Source organism: Erwinia sp. GW821-FHT03D09 (assembly GCF_059420805.1).
The window spans coordinates 12,723-33,542 of sequence record NZ_JBWKUK010000028.1; the positions used below are offsets into that span (position 1 = coordinate 12,723).

15 protein-coding genes and 4 tRNA genes are annotated in these 20,820 nt (G+C 51.3%); 3 read left to right on the top strand and 16 right to left on the bottom strand.

The genetic code is table 11. From position 1 onward, the window contains the following. Nucleotides 1-15: 15 nt before the first annotated feature. Nucleotides 16-1,506 carry an aminotransferase-like domain-containing protein gene (locus tag AC07U6_RS21240; protein ID WP_494764178.1) on the bottom strand — a complete coding sequence of 497 codons (1,491 nt, stop codon included), beginning with the start codon at nt 1,504-1,506 and terminating at the stop codon, nt 16-18. A gap of 274 nt (nt 1,507-1,780) precedes the next feature. Here AC07U6_RS21240 and AC07U6_RS21245 point away from each other — a divergent pair, with 274 nt between their 5' ends. Continuing rightward, nucleotides 1,781-1,876: a DUF1127 domain-containing protein gene (locus AC07U6_RS21245; RefSeq protein WP_494764579.1), complete on the top strand. Its 96-nt coding sequence runs from the start codon at nt 1,781-1,783 to the stop codon at nt 1,874-1,876. Nucleotides 1,877-2,134: 258 nt separating this feature from the next. Here the strand turns inward: AC07U6_RS21245 and rpoC are convergent, their stop codons facing one another. The 13 genes from rpoC to AC07U6_RS21310 all read right to left on the bottom strand — a co-directional run bounded on the left by rpoC (nt 2,135) and on the right by AC07U6_RS21310 (nt 16,388). Then, on the bottom strand, nt 2,135-6,355 hold the full coding sequence (rpoC, locus tag AC07U6_RS21250; RefSeq protein WP_494764179.1) for a DNA-directed RNA polymerase subunit beta': 4,221 nt from the start codon (nt 6,353-6,355) through the stop codon (nt 2,135-2,137). A gap of 94 nt (nt 6,356-6,449) precedes the next feature. Further along, nucleotides 6,450-10,478 (bottom strand): DNA-directed RNA polymerase subunit beta, encoded by a 4,029-nt coding sequence (rpoB, locus tag AC07U6_RS21255; RefSeq protein ID WP_494764180.1) that lies wholly within the window; start codon nt 10,476-10,478, stop codon nt 6,450-6,452. Nucleotides 10,479-10,812: 334 nt separating this feature from the next. Further along, on the bottom strand, nt 10,813-11,178 hold the full coding sequence (gene rplL, locus AC07U6_RS21260) for a 50S ribosomal protein L7/L12 (protein ID WP_105595694.1): 366 nt from the start codon (nt 11,176-11,178) through the stop codon (nt 10,813-10,815). A 64-nt stretch (nt 11,179-11,242) separates the two neighbouring features. Beyond that, a complete protein-coding gene (rplJ, locus tag AC07U6_RS21265) occupies nt 11,243-11,740 on the bottom strand; it encodes a 50S ribosomal protein L10 (RefSeq protein ID WP_105595695.1) in 498 nt (165 codons plus the stop codon). A 297-nt stretch (nt 11,741-12,037) separates the two neighbouring features. Further along, on the bottom strand, nt 12,038-12,742 hold the full coding sequence (rplA, locus tag AC07U6_RS21270) for a 50S ribosomal protein L1 (RefSeq protein ID WP_205067734.1): 705 nt from the start codon (nt 12,740-12,742) through the stop codon (nt 12,038-12,040). A gap of 3 nt (nt 12,743-12,745) precedes the next feature. Further along, nucleotides 12,746-13,174 carry a 50S ribosomal protein L11 gene (rplK, locus tag AC07U6_RS21275; RefSeq protein WP_494764181.1) on the bottom strand — a complete coding sequence of 143 codons (429 nt, stop codon included), beginning with the start codon at nt 13,172-13,174 and terminating at the stop codon, nt 12,746-12,748. A gap of 194 nt (nt 13,175-13,368) precedes the next feature. After that, nucleotides 13,369-13,914, bottom strand: coding sequence for a transcription termination/antitermination protein NusG (nusG, locus tag AC07U6_RS21280; protein WP_012439920.1), 546 nt, complete (start codon nt 13,912-13,914; stop codon nt 13,369-13,371). A gap of 1 nt (nt 13,915) precedes the next feature. After that, the gene (gene secE / locus AC07U6_RS21285) at nt 13,916-14,299 is read right to left on the bottom strand and encodes a preprotein translocase subunit SecE (protein ID WP_494764182.1); all 384 of its coding nucleotides are present in this window, start codon (nt 14,297-14,299) and stop codon (nt 13,916-13,918) included. A 249-nt stretch (nt 14,300-14,548) separates the two neighbouring features. Further along, nucleotides 14,549-15,733, bottom strand: a complete 1,185-nt coding sequence (gene tuf, locus AC07U6_RS21290; RefSeq protein ID WP_494764183.1) for an elongation factor Tu — start codon at nt 15,731-15,733, stop codon at nt 14,549-14,551. A 114-nt stretch (nt 15,734-15,847) separates the two neighbouring features. Next, nucleotides 15,848-15,923: transfer RNA gene (locus tag AC07U6_RS21295), tRNA-Thr, on the bottom strand. Nucleotides 15,924-15,929: 6 nt separating this feature from the next. Continuing rightward, nucleotides 15,930-16,004 (bottom strand) — tRNA-Gly (locus AC07U6_RS21300). Between the two features lie 211 nt (nt 16,005-16,215). Then, nucleotides 16,216-16,300, bottom strand: a tRNA-Tyr gene (locus AC07U6_RS21305). A 12-nt stretch (nt 16,301-16,312) separates the two neighbouring features. Continuing rightward, nucleotides 16,313-16,388 (bottom strand) — tRNA-Thr (locus AC07U6_RS21310). Between the two features lie 380 nt (nt 16,389-16,768). On the opposite strand from AC07U6_RS21310, the gene AC07U6_RS21315 reads away from it, so the two are divergent. Further along, nucleotides 16,769-17,317, top strand: a complete 549-nt coding sequence (locus AC07U6_RS21315) for a GNAT family N-acetyltransferase (protein WP_494764184.1) — start codon at nt 16,769-16,771, stop codon at nt 17,315-17,317. 202 nt (nt 17,318-17,519) lie between these two features. After that, nucleotides 17,520-18,470, top strand: coding sequence for a type I pantothenate kinase (gene coaA, locus AC07U6_RS21320; protein ID WP_494764185.1), 951 nt, complete (start codon nt 17,520-17,522; stop codon nt 18,468-18,470). A gap of 79 nt (nt 18,471-18,549) precedes the next feature. On the opposite strand, the gene birA is transcribed toward coaA, so the two are convergent. Both birA and murB read right to left on the bottom strand, forming a co-directional pair. Further along, on the bottom strand, nt 18,550-19,512 hold the full coding sequence (gene birA / locus AC07U6_RS21325) for a bifunctional biotin--[acetyl-CoA-carboxylase] ligase/biotin operon repressor BirA (protein WP_494764186.1): 963 nt from the start codon (nt 19,510-19,512) through the stop codon (nt 18,550-18,552). Beyond that, on the bottom strand, nt 19,509-20,546 hold the full coding sequence (gene murB / locus AC07U6_RS21330) for a UDP-N-acetylmuramate dehydrogenase (RefSeq protein ID WP_494764187.1): 1,038 nt from the start codon (nt 20,544-20,546) through the stop codon (nt 19,509-19,511). The genes birA and murB overlap by 4 nt, the downstream gene beginning before the upstream one ends. Nucleotides 20,547-20,820 lie beyond the last annotated feature (274 nt).

A 20,820-nucleotide genomic window follows, 5' to 3' on the forward strand; every position in this document is an offset into this window, starting at 1 on the left:
CGCCGTCAGCCAGGGTCAGCGCTGTTCCTTCCCGCTGGCCCTGCCTTCTCCCCGAACATCGCTGGTCATCGCCAGCTCACGCATCGGAGAGCAGGATTGCATAGCCCGCTCTAAGGCAGCACCAAGAATCGCCAGCGCCCGTTCGGTTTTATCCGTGCAGGTTTGGGCGTAGCTCAGCCGCAGGCAGTTGCGGTACTTGCCCGATGCGGAAAACAGCGAACCGACGGCGATTTGAATTTTCGACTCACGCAGTTCAGCATTGAGCCGGTGTGAATCAAATGCTTCCGGTAGCTCAACCCAGATCAGGAAACCGCCCTGAGGACGGGTAACACAAATACCACAGGGAAAATGTTGACGTACCAGGCGGGTAAATATCTCCAGGTTTCGCTGATAGGTAATCCGCATACGCCGCAGGTGCGGCTGATAGTAGCCCTGGCTTATAAATCCGGCGACCGCCATCTGCGTCAGGGTAGTGGTTGACCCGGTAACGATGTACTTCATATGCAGCACGCGGTCGAAGTATCGTCCCGGTACCACCCACCCCACCCGCAGTCCCGGGGCTAGAATTTTTGAGAATGAACTACAAAGCAAAACGCGACCATCGGTATCCAGCGACTTAATGGTTATCGGCCGCGGATAGTCAAAAGCCAGCTCGCCGTACACATCATCCTCGATGATCGCTGCATCAAAGCGCTGTGCCAGTGTTACCAGAGCCCGCTTGCGATACTCCGGCATAATAAACCCCAGCGGGTTATTGCAGTTCGGCACGACCACCACCGCTTTGATTGGCCATTGTTCAAAGGCCAGCTCCAGTGCTTCAAGGCTGATACCCGTCGAAGAGTCAGTGGGGATCTCTATCGCCCGAATGCCGAATCCACGCAGGGTTTGCATGATGCCGTGAAAGGTTGGCGATTCAACGGCGATGATATCGCCTGGCTGACAGACCGCGCGTATCGATATCGACAGGGCCTCATGGCAACCGGTCGTAATGACGATGTCATCCGCCTCCAGCTGGCAGCCGCTGTCGATCATCAGGCGCGCAATCTGTTCACGCAGTTCCGGGATGCCACATAGCGTGTCATAGCCCAGCAGGCGTTCTTCCTGCTGTTGAGCAACCCGACTGATAGACTTCCACAACGGCTTCAGCGTTGGCTGACCGACATCCGGCATACCGCTACCCAGTTGAAGGGTATGCTCATCGGAACGGGCTTCAAGCAGATGCAGCACGGCATCCCACTGGGTGATTTCAACCGGGCGCTGAACCGGGCGGGTAATTGCCGGAACCGGTGGAGCAGCCTTGCGCGGGGAAACGAAATATCCCGAGCGCGACTGCGGGGTAATCAGCTGTCGCTCTTCCAGCAGATAATAGGCCTGCTGCACCGTACTGATACTGACACCATGTTCGCTGCTAAGGGCTCGTACCGACGGCAACCGCTCTCCCGTCTGGTACAAGCCCTGCTCAATGCGCTGTGCCAGCAGGTCTGCCAGATATTGGTAACGCGTCATCGTATCCCCCTCATCATTCAGTCTGGAATGAAAACCAGTACAGATTAACGTCTTTATGACCATTCAGTCAGCGTATCACGCCATCTGTATGCCAATAAAACAGTATTTCTGCATCTGTATCATTTATGTCATCCGCGACAAAATACCGTTCATACACCGGGCATTGAGGGGGCAGATGATGGAATTTCATGAAAACAGAGCAGCAAAGCCGTTCAGCTGGGGATTGATTAAAACGATCTTCATCATTCCATATCGCCACTGGCAGCAGCAGCGTATGCGGGCATGTACCAGAAAAATTCTCTCCCGGCTGAGCGATGCGCAGCTGAAGGACATCGGGCTGACCTGCCATGATGTCCGGCACTATAAGTGATGTGGCTTGGGCGGATTGCGCGCCCGGGGTAACGGAGACGTGCTGCCTCCGTTGCTCTTTTTTATTGGCAGCGGGCTGCTTCAGGGTGGCCTGCTTAGTTTCGCGGTTAATTATTGTGCGGATTCTGCCGTTATCCATCCCACTATAGCGGCGATAAAAGGGGCTGTTTTGAACATCGTCATATCCCTGTTGACTTTTTATGGGCGAAAAAAAACCTCGCCGGAGCGAGGTTTTTACTATGCCATAAGCCGTTGACGATTACTCGTCGTTACCGCCCAGGCCAGCGTTCAGCAATTCTGCCAGGCTGGCAGACGCTTCATCAGCTGTGACGACTGGCACAACTGGTGCCTCACCCGCAGCTTTACGACGCATACGGTCCTGATGATAAGCGTAACCGGTACCGGCTGGGATCAGACGGCCAACGATAACGTTCTCTTTCAGGCCGCGCAGTTCGTCGCGTTTACCTGCAACAGCTGCTTCGGTCAGTACACGTGTGGTTTCCTGGAACGATGCCGCAGAGATAAACGACTCGGTTGCCAGGGAAGCTTTGGTAATACCCAGCAGATCCCGTGCAAATGTTGCAGAGATTTTGCCGTTAGCTTCCAGCTCGCGGTTAGCGATCTTAACGCGTGAGAATTCAACCTGCTCACCGTCGAGGAAGTCAGTGCTTCCTGCGCTGGCGATGGTCGCTTTACGCAGCATCTGACGAACGATAACTTCAATGTGCTTATCGTTAATCTTAACGCCCTGCAGGCGGTAAACTTCCTGCACTTCGTTAGTGATGTAGCGGGTTACCGCATGCACGCCACGCAGACGCAGAATGTCATGTGGAGACTCTGGACCATCGGAAACCACGTCACCGCGCTCTACGCGTTCACCTTCGAACACGTTCAGCTGGCGCCATTTCGGAATCATCTCTTCGTAATGATCGCTACCGTCGATTGGCGTGATCACCAGACGACGTTTGCCTTTGGTTTCTTTACCGAAGGAGATGATACCGCTGATCTCAGCCAGGATTGCTGGCTCTTTCGGACGACGGGCTTCGAACAGGTCAGCAACACGTGGCAGACCACCGGTGATGTCCTTGGTACCGCCTGATTCCTGCGGAACACGCGCCAGGGTGTCACCAGAACTGATCTTGATACCATCTTCCAGCTGAACAATCGCTTTACCCGGCAGGAAGTACTGAGCTGGCATATCAGAGCCAGGGATCATTACGTCGTTACCGTTAGCATCAACGATTTTCAGTGCCGGACGCAGATCTTTACCACCTGCAGTACGTTCCGCACTGTCAAGGATAACCAGAGAGGACAGACCGGTCAGGTCATCCGTCTGGCGGGTAATGGTCTGGCCATCGATCATGTCAGTGAAGCGAATGAAACCGCTCACTTCGGTGATTACCGGCATGGTATGTGGGTCCCAGTTTGCTACGGTCTCGCCCGCTGCAACCTGCTCGCCGTCACCTTTAGCCATGGTAGAACCGTAAGGAACTTTATAGCTCTCTTTCGTACGACCGAATTCATCGATCATTTTCAGCTCGGTATTACGTGAAGTAATCACCAGCTTGCCAGCGGAGTTGGTTACCGACTTGGCGTTAGAGAGTTTAATGGTACCTTTGTTCTTAACCTGGATGCTGGATTCAGCAGCCGCACGAGATGCCGCACCACCGATGTGGAAGGTACGCATCGTCAGCTGTGTACCCGGCTCACCGATTGACTGTGCAGCGATAACACCGATCGCTTCACCTTTGTTGATAATGTGGCCACGCGCCAGGTCACGACCGTAGCAGTGAGCACACACGCCGAAGTCGGTTTCGCAGCTTACCACGGAACGCACTTTCAGGCTGTCAACAGAGTGTTCTTCGAGGATGTCACACTGCGCTTCATGCAGCAGCGTGTTACGCGGCAGCAGGATATCAGCAGTACCCGGCTTGAGAACGTCTTCTGCGGTCACACGACCCAGAACGCGCTCACGCAGCGGCTCTTTAACATCACCACCCTCGATAACCGGGGTCATCATGATACCTTCGTGGGTACCACAATCGTCTTCGGTAACAACCAGATCCTGCGCCACGTCTACCAGACGACGAGTCAGGTAACCGGAGTTCGCCGTTTTCAGTGCGGTATCCGCCAGACCTTTACGAGCACCGTGAGTAGAGATGAAGTACTGAAGTACGTTCAGACCTTCACGGAAGTTCGCGGTAATTGGCGTTTCGATGATTGAGCCATCTGGCTTAGCCATCAGACCACGCATACCGGCCAGCTGACGAATCTGTGCAGCAGAACCACGCGCACCGGAGTCGGCCATCATAAAGATGCTGTTGAAGGAGACCTGACGCTCTTCTTCACCGTCACGGTTAATCACGGTTTCAGTAGACAGGTTTTCCATCATTGCTTTCGCAACGCGTTCGTTGGCCGCAGCCCAGATATCGATCACTTTGTTATAGCGTTCGCCAGCGGTAACCAGACCAGACTGGAACTGCTGCTGGATCTCAGCCACTTCAGCTTCCGCTTCGGTGATGATTTCCACTTTCTTCTCTGGGATAACCATGTCGTCGATACCAACAGACGCACCTGAACGTGCCGCATAGGCAAAGCCGGTGTACATAGTCTGGTCAGCAAAGATAACCGTTGGCTTCAGGCCCAGGATGCGGTAACAGGTGTTCAGCATCCTGGAGATCGCTTTCTTACCCAGCGCCTGGTTGACGATGGAGTAAGGCAGACCTTTCGGCACGATCATCCACAGGATGGCGCGGCCAACGGTCGTATCGATCAGGCTGGTTTTTGCAGTCCATTCGCCCTGCTCATTCTTCTCATGTTCGGTAATACGTACCTTAACGCGAGCGTGCAGAGACGCGAGGCCGGCGCGGTAAATACGCTCAGCTTCTTTTGGACCGGTCAGCACCATGCCTTCGCCTTTGGCGTTAACACAGTCACGGGTCATGTAGTACAGACCCAGTACAACGTCCTGAGAAGGAACGATGATTGGCTCACCGTTCGCAGGAGACAGGATGTTGTTAGTAGACATCATCAGCGCACGCGCTTCCAGCTGGGCTTCCAGCGTCAGCGGTACGTGAACAGCCATCTGGTCACCATCGAAGTCGGCGTTGTATGCCGCACAAACCAGCGGGTGCAGCTGAATCGCTTTACCTTCGATCAGTACTGGCTCAAACGCCTGGATGCCCAGACGGTGCAGGGTTGGTGCACGGTTCAGCAGGACCGGGTGTTCGCGGATCACTTCGTCCAGGATATCCCAAACGACAGCTTCTTCACGCTCAACCATTTTCTTAGCGGCTTTGATGGTGGTAGCAAGACCACGCAGTTCAAGCTTGCCGTAGATAAACGGTTTGAACAGCTCCAGTGCCATTTTCTTCGGCAGACCGCACTGATGCAGGCGCAGGTATGGACCTACGGTGATGACAGAACGGCCTGAGTAGTCAACACGCTTACCGAGCAGGTTCTGACGGAAACGACCCTGCTTACCTTTGATCATGTCGGCCAAAGATTTCAGAGGACGTTTGTTAGAACCTGTGATCGCACGACCGCGACGGCCGTTATCCAGCAGCGCATCTACCGCTTCCTGCAGCATACGTTTTTCGTTACGTACGATGATATCTGGCGCAGCCAGATCCAGCAGGCGCTTCAGACGGTTGTTACGGTTGATCACGCGACGATACAGATCGTTCAGATCTGAAGTTGCGAAACGACCGCCGTCCAGCGGTACCAGCGGACGCAGATCCGGTGGCAGTACAGGCAGCACGGTCAGGATCATCCACTCTGGCTTGTTACCAGACTGAACGAACGCTTCCAGCAGCTTGATACGCTTGGTCAGCTTTTTACGCTTGGTTTCGGAGTTAGTTTCGTTCAGCTCTTCACGCAGCTGCTCGCACTCTTGCTCCAGATCCATGTTTTTCAACAGGGCCTGGATAGCTTCCGCACCCATTTTTGCGTCGAATTCATCACCAAACTCTTCCAGCGCGTCAAGATACTGCTCTTCAGTCAGGATCTGGCGCTTTTCGAGGTTGGTCATGCCGCCTTCAACAACGACGTAAGATTCGAAGTACAGAACGCGTTCGATATCACGCAGTGGCATATCCAGCAGTAAACCGATGCGGGATGGCAGCGATTTCAGGAACCAGATGTGCGCAGTTGGAGAAGCCAGCTCAATGTGGCCCATGCGCTCACGGCGGACTTTGGTCTGTGTAACTTCAACGCCACACTTCTCACAGATCACACCACGATGTTTCAGGCGCTTGTACTTACCGCACAGGCACTCATAGTCTTTTACCGGCCCGAAAATACGCGCACAGAAAAGCCCGTCACGTTCTGGTTTGAACGTACGGTAGTTGATGGTTTCCGGCTTTTTAACTTCGCCGAAAGACCAGGAACGGATCATGTCTGGCGAGGCCAGAGCGATCTTGATCGCATCAAACTCTTCGGTCTTAGTTTGCGCTTTCAGAAACTTAAGTAAGTCTTTCACGGATTAGCTCCCGTCGGAGTGAGACTTCTCAGGGATGCCCTGCCGCAGCAGGGCACCCTGTAACCAGTACAGCAGATGCGAATAACCTCAGGGGTTACTCGTCTTCGAGCTCGATGTTAATACCCAGCGAGCGAATCTCTTTCAACAGTACGTTGAAGGATTCTGGCATGCCCGGTTCCATCTGATGGTTGCCGTCGACGATGTTTTTATACATCTTCGTACGACCGTTCACGTCATCAGACTTAACGGTAAGCATTTCCTGCAGGGTATAGGCTGCGCCGTATGCTTCCAGCGCCCACACTTCCATCTCACCGAAGCGCTGACCACCGAACTGCGCCTTACCACCCAGCGGCTGCTGAGTAACCAGGCTGTAAGAACCGGTAGAACGCGCATGCATTTTGTCATCAACCAGGTGGTTAAGCTTCAGCATGTACATATAGCCAACGGTAACCTGACGCTCGAACTGTTCGCCGGTACGACCATCGAACAGGGTAATCTGACCGGAAGAAGGCAGGCCGCCGAGCTGCAGCAGCTCTTTGATCTCGCTCTCTTTCGCGCCGTCAAACACTGGCGTTGCGATTGGCATACCTTTTTTCAGGTTCTCTGCCAGACGCAGCACTTCGTCGTCGGTGAAGGTGTTCAGGTCAACTTTCTGGCGTACGTCGGTACCCAGATCGTAAGCACGCTGAATAAACTCACGCAGCTTAGCCACTTCTTCCTGCTTCTTAAGCATAGCGTTGATTTTCTCGCCGATGCCCTTCGCAGCCATGCCCAGGTGGGTTTCAAGAATCTGACCGATGTTCATACGTGATGGAACGCCCAGCGGGTTCAGTACGATATCGACCGGCGTACCGTTCTCATCGTATGGCATATCTTCGATCGGGTTGATCTTGGAGATAACACCTTTGTTCCCGTGACGACCTGCCATCTTGTCACCCGGCTGAATCTGACGTTTAACAGCCAGATACACTTTAACGATCTTCAGCACGCCAGGTGCCAGGTCATCGCCCTGAGTGATTTTGCGGCGCTTAGCTTCAAGTTTCTTCTCAAACTCGTGCTTCAGCTCGTCGTACTGCTCGGCCAGCTGCTCCAGCTGGTTTTGTTTCTCTTCGTCGGTCAGGCCGAGTTCCAGCCAGCGCTCGCGAGGCAGTTTGTCCAGTTTGTCCGCCTCCACACCGCCGGAAACCAGCAGGTATTGGATACGGCTGAACAGGCCAGCTTCGAGGATCTGCAGTTCTTCAGACAGGTCTTTTTTCGCCTGCTTCAGCTGCATTTCTTCGATTTCAAGCGCACGCTTGTCTTTTTCCACGCCATCGCGGGTGAAGACCTGAACGTCGATAACGGTACCAGACACGCCGTTTGGTACGCGCAGAGAAGAGTCTTTAACGTCAGACGCTTTCTCACCGAAGATTGCACGCAGCAGCTTCTCTTCTGGCGTCAGCTGGGTTTCACCCTTCGGCGTTACCTTACCAACCAGAATGTCACCACCGGTCACTTCCGCACCGATATACACGATACCGGATTCATCCAGCTTGGAGAGCGCAGCCTCACCCACGTTAGGGATGTCAGCGGTGATCTCTTCAGGCCCCAGCTTGGTGTCACGAGACACACAGGCCAGTTCCTGGATGTGGATAGTGGTGAAGCGATCTTCCTGTACCACGCGCTCGGAGACTAAAATGGAGTCTTCGAAGTTGTAGCCGTTCCACGGCATGAACGCGACGCGCATGTTTTGACCCAGTGCCAGTTCGCCCAGATCCGTTGAAGGACCGTCGGCCAGCACATCACCACGTTCAATTGGCTCACCCAGATTCACGCAAGGCATCTGATTGATGCAGGTGTTCTGGTTAGAACGGGTGTATTTGGTCAGGTTGTAGATGTCGATACCGGCTTCGCCCGGATACATTTCATCTTCGTTAACTTTGATAACGATACGAGATGCATCAACGTACTGAACGGTACCACCACGTTTCGCTACGGCTGTAACACCGGAGTCAACCGCTACCGCGCGTTCCATACCGGTACCAACCAGCGGTTTATCAGCGCGCAGAGTTGGAACCGCCTGACGTTGCATGTTTGCACCCATCAATGCGCGGTTGGCGTCATCGTGCTCCAGGAACGGAATCAGTGACGCACCGACGGAAACCACCTGCTGGGTGGAAACGTCCATGTAGTCAACCTGATCGCGGCTGAACAGGCTCGATTCGCCTTTGCTACGGCAGGTCACCAGATCGTCTACGAAGTGACCTTCGTCGTCGAGGTTGGTGTTTGCCTGAGCGATAACGTAGTTACCCTCTTCAATTGCAGAGAGGTAATGAATTTCGTCGGTTACCACGCCATCGCGCACGCGACGGTATGGGGTTTCCAGGAAACCATACTCGTTGGTCTGTGCGTACACGGACAGCGAGTTAATCAGACCGATGTTTGGACCTTCAGGCGTTTCGATTGGACATACACGACCGTAGTGTGTCGGGTGTACGTCTCGAACTTCAAAGCCTGCGCGCTCACGGGTCAGACCGCCCGGGCCCAGTGCAGAAATACGACGCTTGTGCGTGATCTCAGACAGCGGGTTGTTCTGGTCCATAAATTGGGAAAGCTGGCTGGAACCAAAGAACTCTTTCACTGCCGCAGAGATTGGCTTGGCGTTGATCATATCCTGTGGCATCAGGGTATCCAGATCGCCCAGAGACAGACGCTCTTTCACCGCACGCTCAACGCGGACCAGACCTACGCGGAACTGGTTTTCGGCCATTTCACCGACGGAACGGATACGACGGTTGCCGAGGTGGTCGATATCATCCACTTCGCCAATACCGTTACGGATACCGATGAGCTTCTTCATCACCTGAATGATGTCGTCTTTGCTCAGGATACCGGAACCTTCGATCTCGTCACGCATCAGAGAACGGTTGAACTTCATACGGCCAACCGCAGACAGATCGTAGCGGTCTTCAGAGAAGAACAGGTTCTCAAACAGGTTTTCGGCCGCTTCACGCGTTGGTGGCTCACCAGGACGCATCATACGGTAGATCTCAACCAGCGCGCTCAGGCGATCGCTGGTTGGGTCAACGCGCAGCGTCTCAGAGATATACGGGCCGTGATCCAGGTCGTTGGTGAACAGAGTTTCAATGCGTTTGTGACCGGACTGGCTCAGTTTAGCCAGCAGATCCAGTGACAGCTCCATGTTCGCCGCAACCAGCAGCTCACCGGTACCTTCGTCGATGTAATCTTTAGCGACGACTTTACCTGCGATGTATTCAACCGGTACTTCGATATGCGCAACGCTGTCTTTTTCCAGCTGACGAATATGGCGCGCGGTGATGCGGCGGCCTTTCTCAACGTAGACAGTACCGTTAGATTCGATATCGAACGACGCAGTTTCGCCGCGCAGACGCTCAGGGACCAGCTCCATCTGCAGCTTGTTATCGCGAATTTCATAAACCACTTTGTCGAAGAACAGATCGAGGATCTGCTCAGTGGTGTAATTCAGCGCGCGCAGGATGATACTGGCCGGCAGCTTACGACGACGGTCAATACGGACGAACAGGTTGTCTTTCGGGTCAAACTCGAAATCCAGCCATGAACCACGGTAAGGAATGATACGTGCGTTGTACAGCACTTTACCCGATGAGTGGGTTTTACCCTTATCGCTGTCGAAGAAGACACCAGGACTACGATGCAGCTGAGAAACGATAACGCGCTCAGTACCGTTGATAACAAAGGTACCGTTATCGGTCATGAGTGGAATTTCACCCATGTACACTTCTTGTTCTTTGATGTCTTTAACTGTGCCTTCCGGCGCTTCGCGCTCGTAGATCACCAGGCGCAGTTTTACGCGCAGAGGTGCAGAGTACGTGACGCCACGGATCTGACACTCTTTCACATCAAATACAGGTTCGCCTAAACGGTAGCTGACGTACTGCAGCTCAGAGTTACCGCTATAGCTTTGGATTGGGAATACGGAACGGAATGCAGCTTCCAGACCATACTGACCTTCCGGATCTTGCTCGATAAACTTCTGGAACGAGTCAAGCTGGATAGAAAGGAGATATGGAATGTCCAGAACTTGTGGACGTTTTCCAAAATCCTTACGGATGCGTTTTTTCTCGGTATAGGAGTAAACCATTGGGTTCCTCAGCTCGCTGAAAAGTAGAACCTTTCTGTCCATCCAGTGGGGACAGTTCATGCAACGCTGTTTTGTATCGTGCAAAAGGCAGAGCACCTTTTGTAATACCTCTTTCTATCACGCTTAAATCATTTCATTGCTTTTGACTGGACAGAGGGTCCATGCAGGAAAGCAGTATATTAAGTCGTCGATAGAGAAAGATATTAAGCAAATCAATGGCTAAACAGTGTGAAATACCATTGATGCTTTAGAGCGCAAAAAGGCTGGTGACCAAAAAGTCACCAGCCATCAGCCTGGAACTACTTAAACCCAGGCTGCAACCTGAAAGGTTGGCTTATTTAACTTCAACTTCTGCGCCAGCTTCTTCCAGTGCTTTCTTCAGAGCTTCAGCGTCGTCTTTGCTGATGCCTTCTTTCAGGGCAGCAGGTGCAGACTCAACCAGGTCTTTGGCTTCTTTCAGGCCCAGACCAGTTGCGCCACGTACAGCTTTGATTACAGCAACTTTGTTAGCACCGATAGCTTTCAGTACAACGTCGAACTCAGTTTTTTCTTCAGCAGCTTCTACTGGGCCAGCAGCAACAGCTACAGCTGCAGCAGCAGACACACCGAACTTCTCTTCCATAGCGGCGATCAGTTCAACTACTTCCATTACAGACAGAGCTGCAACAGCTTCAATGATTTGGTCTTTAGTGATTGACATTTGTTGTTCCTAAAATTCAGAAAAAGTTTATACGTTAGCAAGTAAACGTGAAAAGAAAGGCTGATTAAGCAGCTTCTTTCTGATCGCGTACAGCAGCCAGAGTGCGAACCAGTTTGCCGGCAGCGGCTTCTTTCATGGTTGCCATCAGGCGTGCAATTGCTTCATCGTAAGTTGGCAGAGTTGCCAGGCGGTCGATCTGAGCCGCACTGATCAGCTCGCCTTCAAAGGCTGCAGCTTTAACCTCAAATTTTGCATTCGCTTTCGCGAACTCTTTGAACAGACGAGCAGCAGCGCCCGGGTGTTCCATAGAGTATGCAATCAAGGTTGGACCGGTTAACGTGTCTTTCAGGCACTCGAACTGAGTACCTTCAACGACGCGGCGCAGCAGGGTGTTACGAACAACACGCATGTATACGCCAGCCGCACGACCTGCTTTACGCAGTTCGGTCATTTTATCTACGGTAACGCCACGAGAATCCGCAACTACCGCAGACAGCGCGCCTTTGGCTACTTCGCTGACTTCAGCAACAATCGCTTGTTTGTCTTGAAGATTTAAGGCCATTAGCTTGTGCTCCTGGATTTGGGCCGGGGATGAATTTCCCCGGAACTCACTTCACTCAATTACCCGAAGGTAGATGAGCGCTCAAACACGGTGAGCAGAATCCAGTTAAGAAAAATTCTTGTCGGTTCTGTCACCGTCTACGCAGGGTATTAAGTGATATCTTTCGCTATCACTCCTGCGGTCTTGGACGGAGGCCTGGATAAGGCCAGGCTCCAACCTAAAAATCTGTCGGTTCTGTATATTTACAGAACAACGGGCGTAAGATTCTAGATGAAAATTTCGCCCGCGTAAAGCAGATTAGTTAGCAGCAGCGTTCAGGCCAGCCTGATCAACTGCCACGCCAGCACCCATGGTGGTGGACAGGCTAACTTTCTTGATGAAAACGCCTTTCGCCTGTGAAGGTTTTGCTTTTTTCAGCGCAACCAGCAGGGATTCCAGGTTTTCTTTCAGTTTATCTGCATCGAAATCAACCTTACCGATAGTGGTATGGATGATGCCGTTTTTGTCGTTACGGTAACGAACCTGACCGGCTTTAGCGTTTTTCACTGCTTCAGCAACGTTAGGAGTTACGGTACCAACTTTCGGGTTTGGCATCAGACCGCGTGGGCCCAGAACCTGACCCAGCTGGCCAACAACGCGCATTGCATCTGGAGATGCGATAACAACGTCGAAGTTCATTTCGCCTTTTTTGATCTGGTCAGCCAGATCTTCCATACCTACCAGCTCAGCGCCGGCTGCTTTAGCAGCTTCAGCGTTTGCGCCCTGGGCAAATACGGCAACGCGAACGGAACGGCCAGTACCGTGTGGCAGTACAGTTGCACCGCGAACGTTCTGGTCAGATTTACGAGCATCAATGCCCAGGTTTACAGCTACGTCAACGCTTTCTACGAACTTGGCAGTAGCCAGTTCTTTCAGCAGAGCAACAGCTTCGTTGATGTCATACTGTTTAGTTGAATCAACTTTGTCACGGATCACGCGCATGCGCTTGGTCAGCTTAGCCATTTCTTAGTCCTCTACTACCAGGCCCATGGAACGAGCAGTACCTTCGATTGAGCGAGTCATCGCTTCAATGTCAGCACCAGTCATGTCCGCAGCTTTGGTTTCTGCGATTTCACGTACCTGAGCACGAGATACTTTACCTACTTTGTCTTTGTTCGGCTTGCCGGAACCAGACTTGATACCAGCCGCTTTCTTCAGCAGTACTGCTGCAGGAGGGGTTTTGGTAACGAAGGTGAAAGAACGGTCAGTATAAACGGTGATCACTACTGGGATCGGCAGACCTTTTTCCAGGGATTCTGTTTTGGCGTTGAACGCTTTACAGAATTCCATGATGTTAACGCCTTGCTGACCCAGAGCCGGACCTACCGGAGGACTCGGGTTTGCCATACCAGCTGAAACTTGCAGCTTAACGTAGGCTTGTACTTTCTTAGCCATGATAATTCCTCTATTGGGTGATAACGCTCCGTAATGGAGCTCCCCGTGATTAATATTTTACGCGCGGATTTATCGACGCATAAAAACAAAAGGCGCGAAATTGTAGTGTAATTTCGCGCCTTTCGCAACCACCTGATAACGGTGATCGTATAAATTTTATGCTGCCTTTGAGAAAGCGGCTCAGGGTGAATCAATCAGCCCTTCTCAACCTGCCCGAAGTCCAGTTCAACCGGAGTTGCACGGCCGAAGATAGAAACAGAAACTTTCAGGCGGCTTTTCTCGTAATCGACTTCTTCTACCACGCCGTTAAAGTCAGCAAATGGACCGTCGTTAACACGTACCATCTCGCCAGGCTCAAACAACGTTTTCGGACGCGGCTTATCACCAACCTGCTGCAGGCGGTTCATAATCGCATCGACTTCTTTGTCGCTAATCGGCGCAGGACGATCGGACGTACCGCCGATGAAGCCCATTACGCGCGGCACACTGCGCACCAGGTGCCAGCTGGCGTCATTCATCACCATCTGAACCAGTACGTAGCCCGGGAAGAACTTGCGCTCGCTTTTACGACGCTGGCCACCACGGATTTCAACCACTTCTTCGGTTGGAACCATGACATCGCCAAACAGCTCTTCCATGTTGTGTAACTTGATATGCTCACGCAGCGACTGTGCTACGCGGCCTTCAAAACCGGAAAACGCCTGAACGACGTACCAGCGCTTCTTTGGAGCTTCAGACATCTCAGAACCTCAGGCCAGTGATAAACGATACCAGACGGACCAGAATACCATCCAGTCCCCACAAAATCAGTGACATCACGGCAGTCACCGCGGCAACGATTAAGGTGGTGTGCAACGTTTCCTGACGAGTAGGCCAGATCACTTTACGAACTTCAGTACGCGCTTCACGAGCGAAAGCCAACGTTGCTTTACCCTTAGCGGTCAGCAGGGCAATGCCAGCTGCTGCTGCAATCAGTACAACGACGGCCAATGCACGCAGCGGTAATGTTACTTCACGATAGTAGTAGTTACCCACGATGGCGACAACCAGCAGTAACGCCACGCCGAACCACTTTATCGCTTCCAGGCCGCGCCCGCTGCCTTGAGCTTCGGTATTAGCACTCATAACCAACCTGCCACAATAAATCAGAAACACTTTTGCCCCGGATTACGAGGCAACCGAACCGAATAATACTGTCATACCCGCAGGTATAGGCGTAACTCGGCATATCATGTATGACGCCGTGCTACAGAGCCTGCCTCAGCAATGATTATGAGACATAATCACAGATGAGTCAGGTTCTATGTTACAGCGTGCAAAAAGGGCATCAAATGATGCCCTCTTCATGTGCGTTGCGTCAAATGTTATCAGCGATTAAGCGATAACTTTAGCAACAACACCAGCACCAACGGTACGGCCGCCTTCGCGAATTGCGAAACGCAGACCGTCGTCCATTGCGATTGGTTTGATCAGTTCAACAACCAGTTTAATGTTGTCGCCTGGCATTACCATCTCAACGCCTTCTGGCAGTTCGATGGTACCGGTCACGTCAGTTGTACGGAAGTAGAACTGTGGACGGTAGCCTTTGAAGAATGGGCTGTGACGGCCGCCTTCTTCTTTAGACAGAATATAAACTTCTGACTCGAACTTGGTGTGTGGCTTGATTGAGCCTGGCTTAGCCAGAACCTGGCCACGCTCAACGTCTTCACGCTTAATACCACGCAGCAGGATACCACAGTTCTCACCCGCACGGCCTTCGTCCAGCAGCTTACGGAACATTTCAACGCCGGTACAGGTTGATTTCACGGTGTCTTTCAGACCCACGATCTCAACTTCTTCACCCACTTTAATGATACCGCGCTCTACACGACCGGTAACAACAGTACCACGGCCGGAGATGGAGAATACGTCTTCGATAGGCAGCAGGAACGGCAGGTCGATTGCACGTACTGGCTCTGGGATGTAAGAATCCAGGTAACCAGCCAGTTCGATGATCTTAGCTTCCCACTCAGCTTCACCCTGCAGTGCTTTCAGTGCAGAACCGTGAACGATTGGGGTGTCGTCGCCTGGGAAGTCGTACTGTGACAGCAGGTCACGTACTTCCATCTCAACCAGCTCCAGCAGCTCTTCATCATCAACCATGTCACATTTGTTCATGAACACGATGATGTAAGGAACGCCAACCTGACGACCCAGCAGGATGTGCTCACGAGTCTGTGGCATTGGGCCATCAGTTGCAGCAACAACCAGGATTGCGCCATCCATCTGAGCAGCACCGGTGATCATGTTTTTCACATAGTCGGCGTGGCCCGGGCAGTCAACGTGCGCGTAGTGGCGAGTTGGGGTGTCATATTCAACGTGAGAAGTGTTGATGGTGATACCACGTGCTTTTTCTTCTGGTGCGTTATCGATCTGGTCGAATGCACGAGCAGAACCGCCGTAGGTTTTAGCCAGAACGGTGGTGATAGCAGCAGTCAGGGTAGTTTTACCGTGGTCAACGTGGCCGATAGTACCAACGTTGACGTGTGGTTTGGAACGTTCAAATTTTTCTTTAGACATCGCTTGTCCCTCTAAGACACGGATTAATCGGTGATATCACCACATCAACCAGGCATTGCCTGAATCGTTGAATTTTAATACACAGAGAAGAAGCAGGGAGGGAGATTTTGAAAGTGGTGCTGATACCCAGAGTCGAACTGGGGACCTCACCCTTACCAAGGGTGCGCTCTACCAACTGAGCCATATCAGCACGGCTTGGAGCGGGCAGCGGGAATCGAACCCGCATCATCAGCTTGGAAGGCTGAGGTAATAGCCATTATACGATGCCCGCATCCTGGAACTCGGCTACCTGTTCTGTCTGTAGCTTGTGAACAACAGGAAAAAGCTTTCCTGTTACTCGAGCCAACAAGCATTTGCCTGCTAACTTTGACTGCGCTTGAGCTCAGTCGAAAATCTTGATGAACATACTCGTGGAGAGTAGTCATCGTTGCAGAGAAACGTTCTCTTGTCTTTCTGCTTTCGACTCAAACTGAGAATCGAAATGGTGGTGGGGGAAGGATTCGAACCTTCGAAGTCGATGACGGCAGATTTACAGTCTGCTCCCTTTGGCCGCTCGGGAACCCCACCTGGGGTACTTGATGGTGCCGGCTACCGGAATCGAACTGGTGACCTACTGATTACAAGTCAGTTGCTCTACCAACTGAGCTAAGCCGGCATCAAGTGGTGCGCATTCTAGGAAGACCCGGCGCATGATGCAACAAAAATATTGCGATAAATGTTCTTATGCTCACTATTTGTGCAAAACCTCGCAAATTAGCCTCTAAACTCAACAATTCCGTTCAAATAAACAACACGGAGTCTTGTTTTCGACTGCATTCATACTACTCAATACCAGAATATTTCAGTGATTCTTTTTTAAAGTTATCGACTTTTTTCTAAAGAAATGCACCAGCTTGCCGCATCCGCACATTTTGCGTGCAACAGCAGTCATGCAAGCTCCAAGGTTTCTTCCGAAATTCACTATTCGCAAGCTGGAACATATCTTGCTTCTCTTTCATTGACCGATCGGGCTCTATACCCCAGAGGAGGACACGCATGAAAATAATGATGCTTACTGCCGCCACCCTGCCGGTTTATCGCAGTCAGTTAGCTGAGTTGTTAATGGATGCCGTTACCCACAATGCGCTGACTGACTATCAGCCCATCCAAAATCGTGAAGAGGCGGCCAGCTACTTCCATAGCCTGCGTGACGGGTTAGCAAAGGGAGAAAGGCTGTTATGGGTCGCCTGCGACCAGAACGGTGTCTTGGCAAGCATACAATTGGAAATATGCGCACGACCGGATGGCCGTAATCGCGCGGAAGTCCAACAGTTGCTGGTTCATAGCCGGGCCAGGCGCAAAGGTGCAGGAAGGCGGCTCCTCACGGTGCTTGAGCAAGAAGTAATACATCGTCAGCGTGGTCTGCTTTATCTCGATACGTTGGCTGGTACCCCCGCAGAGGCATTTTATCGCGCCCAGGGATACAGTCGTCTGGGTGAGCTCCCGGATTATGTCTGCTTAGCCGAAGGCTATTACTGCCCCGCTGTAATTTATTACAAACGTCTGTTTCGGGTTAATCAGGTTGTGCGTCCGATTGCCAGCTAAAGTTATCATTAATGCGGGTGAGCTTGCGTTTGCACCCGCTGTGCATCTTTTTTCCTTCTTATTGCTGCCCCTCTGATGTTAACCTCCTGCCCATTGTGTTCTGATTTAACCCTCAGTACTAAGGCCTGTCTCCGAGCATTCCTCGTTGAAATAATATGGCTAACACACTGAAGGATAAACGATTGCTGGCAGAAGCATGTATATGAGCAAAAAAGATTCATTGTTAACTACTCCCTATTTGCAATTTAACCGTACACAGTGGGCTGCGCTGCGCGACTCCGTACCAATGACCCTGTCAGAGGACGAAATTGCCCAGTTGAAAGGGATTAACGAAGATCTCTCGATTGAAGAAGTTGCCGAGATCTACCTGCCGCTCTCTCGATTGCTGAATTTCTATATCAGTTCTAATTTGGGTCGTCAGGCAGTCCTTGAGAAGTTTCTGGGTACTAAAGGACAGAAGATCCCCTATATTATTAGTATTGCAGGTAGCGTTGCGGTAGGTAAAAGCACAACTGCTCGTGTGTTACAGGCACTTCTCAGCCGCTGGCCTGAGCACCGTAAAGTGGAATTGATTACCACTGATGGATTTTTGCATCCCAATGCAGTGCTTAAAGAACGTGACCTGATGAAGAAAAAGGGTTTTCCTCTTTCTTACGATATGCACAGGCTGGTGAATTTTGTTTCAGAATTAAAATCGGGTGCCGCGCAGGTGACCGCTCCGGTGTATTCCCATCTTATTTATGATGTAATCCCGGACGGCGATAAGATTGTGCAGCAGCCCGACATTCTCATTCTGGAAGGGCTGAATGTACTGCAAAGCGGGATGGATTATCCGCACGATCCTCATCATGTTTTCGTGTCTGACTTTGTTGATTTCTCTATTTATGTCGATGCACCTGAAGATTTACTGGAACACTGGTATATCAATCGTTTCCTGAAATTCCGCCAGGGTGCGTTTAGCGATCCGGACTCCTATTTCCATCACTATTCACAACTTCCTGAGGAAGAAGCTGTGGGCATCGCCACACAATTATGGAAAGAAATTAACCACTTAAACTTAAAAGAAAATATATTACCTACGCGTGAACGTGCCAGCCTGATTATGACCAAAAGCTTTGGTCATGCGGTAGATTTGGTAAGATTAAGAAAGTAAAAAAGGGGCGCTTAATGCCCCTTTTACCCATTAAATATTCAATGATTTGCTAAAGAACGATGCCTGGATGTAGTGGCTTTTAATTTTGTGGTCTCAGTGAAATCTCACCACCAACCCAGGATTTTCTGACGCCGTCCTGTTCAAGAATGAGCCCACCCTGCTGATCGATACCTCGCGCAATACCGAATATTTCCCGATCGCCAATCAGTAATTTAACCGGTCGATCGATAAAGTTGTCCAGTCTGGACCAGCGCCCCACAAATGGCGTCAAACCATCCTGCTCAAACTGAGCAAGTGCAGAACGCAACTTATTGACAATTCTGGCAGATAAAGCGTTACGATTGACGTTTACTCCCGCCTCCTGAAGGTTTATCCATCCCTGATTTATCGCTTCTGCCGCCGGTGCGCGCATGCCAAGATTTATCCCGGCACCGATCACTATTTGCGCAGCATCGCCTGTTTTTCCTGTAAGTTCGACTAAGATACCAGCCAGTTTACGATCTTCGAGATAAATATCATTTGGCCATTTGACACGAACATCAGCAGCACCGAGTTCCTGCAGGGCTTCGGCCAGTACGATACCAATGACCAGACTAAGGCCTATTGCAGCAGCAGGACCCTGTTCAAGACGCCAGTACATAGACAGGTATAGATTGACGCCGAAAGGTGAAATCCACTGCCTTCCTCGCCGCCCCCTTCCTGCCTGTTGATACTCAGCAACGCAGGCGTCTCCCGACTGTAGGCTGTCCATACGATCCAGCAAATATTGGTTGGTTGAGTCAATAACCGGAATTACGGCAAGGCGTCCGTTATCCAACTGGGCATTGATGTCATCCTCGTTGAGTAACTGCATCGAAGAAGACAGGCTGTAACCTTTGCCCGTGACCGTGAAAACATCAATACCCCATTCTTTCAGCGTCTGAATATGCTTATTGATGGCTGCACGGCTCATGCCCAGTCGTTCACCAAGCTGCTCACCGGAATGAAACTCACCGTTGGCCAGAATAGAAACCAGCTTTAAAGGTACGGTATTATCTTTCATGCGAGTGCCTCCACTGCATTTATCTCGCCATTGCTGGCAATAAACCGGACTTCAGGCTCAAGCCAGACGTTGAATTTAGCCGCAACCCGCTGACGGACAATACGGGCCAGTTCGACGATATCTTTCCCTGTCGCATTCCCACCGTTTATCAGCACCAGAGCTTGTTTTTCATGCACTGCGGCGCCACCATGACGGAATCCTTTGAGTTCGCATTGATCGATCAACCAGCCGGCAGCCAGTTTAACCTCACCGCTATCCTGCGGATAAAGCGGTATAGTTGGGTAGTGTTTCTGTAGCTCAGCTGCAGCCTTTGAGCTAACCAATGGGTTTTTAAAGAAGCTACCGGCATTTCCTGTCACTTTAGGGTCCGGTAATTTACTGCGGCGCATATGGCATACCGAGTCAAAAACCTGACGTGGAGTGACCGTCTGTGGGTCCAGTTCTCGCAGGTCACCATAGCTCAGCACCGGCTTCCAGGCCTTTGGCAGTACTAATCCAATGGCAACAATGGCAAAGCCATCGCGGTATTGGTGCTTAAAAATGCTGTCCCTGTAGCCAAACTGACACTGTTCTGCCGTTAGCCGTAAGGTATGGCCATCTGCCAGGTCCATGACGTCAACATATGCACAAAGCTGTTCCAGTTCGATACCATACGCACCGATATTCTGGATCGGTGCAGAGCCCGCACAACCCGGAATTAATGCCAGATTTTCTAATCCCGGCACCCCTTTATCAAGCGTTAACTCAACCAGCTGATGCCAGTTTTCACCCGCACCAACATGTAGTAACCAGGCATCATTTTGCTCCTGGATCTCTATACCTTTAAGCCGATTAATAATCACCTGACCAGAGAAGTCCTCTATAAACAGAACATTACTACCTTCTCCAAGTAGCAAAGTAGGTTCGTTTTGCCGCTGGCTCAACTGCCACGCCAGGCACAATTGCTCTGCATTCTCAGCAATAGTAACAACAGCTGCAGCTGCCTTAAGCGAAAATGTATTCCAGGGTTTCAGGGGATGTTTCTGGCGGGACATATGGCGGCCTTTACGAATTTGACTAGCTGTAGTGTAACCGATCGACAAGTGTGAGGTTTAGGATTTTCTGGGGGCTATCAGGTATTCAAACCTATGACAGCTTCCTGTTTAATAACCTATTTTTTACTTAAATCACGGATTGATTTGATGAAAGCTTATGCAGAAAGGTTGGGATTAGTATTATAGCGATGTCTACAGTACCACCTGGTACTGACTGAGCGATATTTAAGGTGAGAAGTGCGGAAATAACGGAGAATTTTCGTGCGCACTAAGG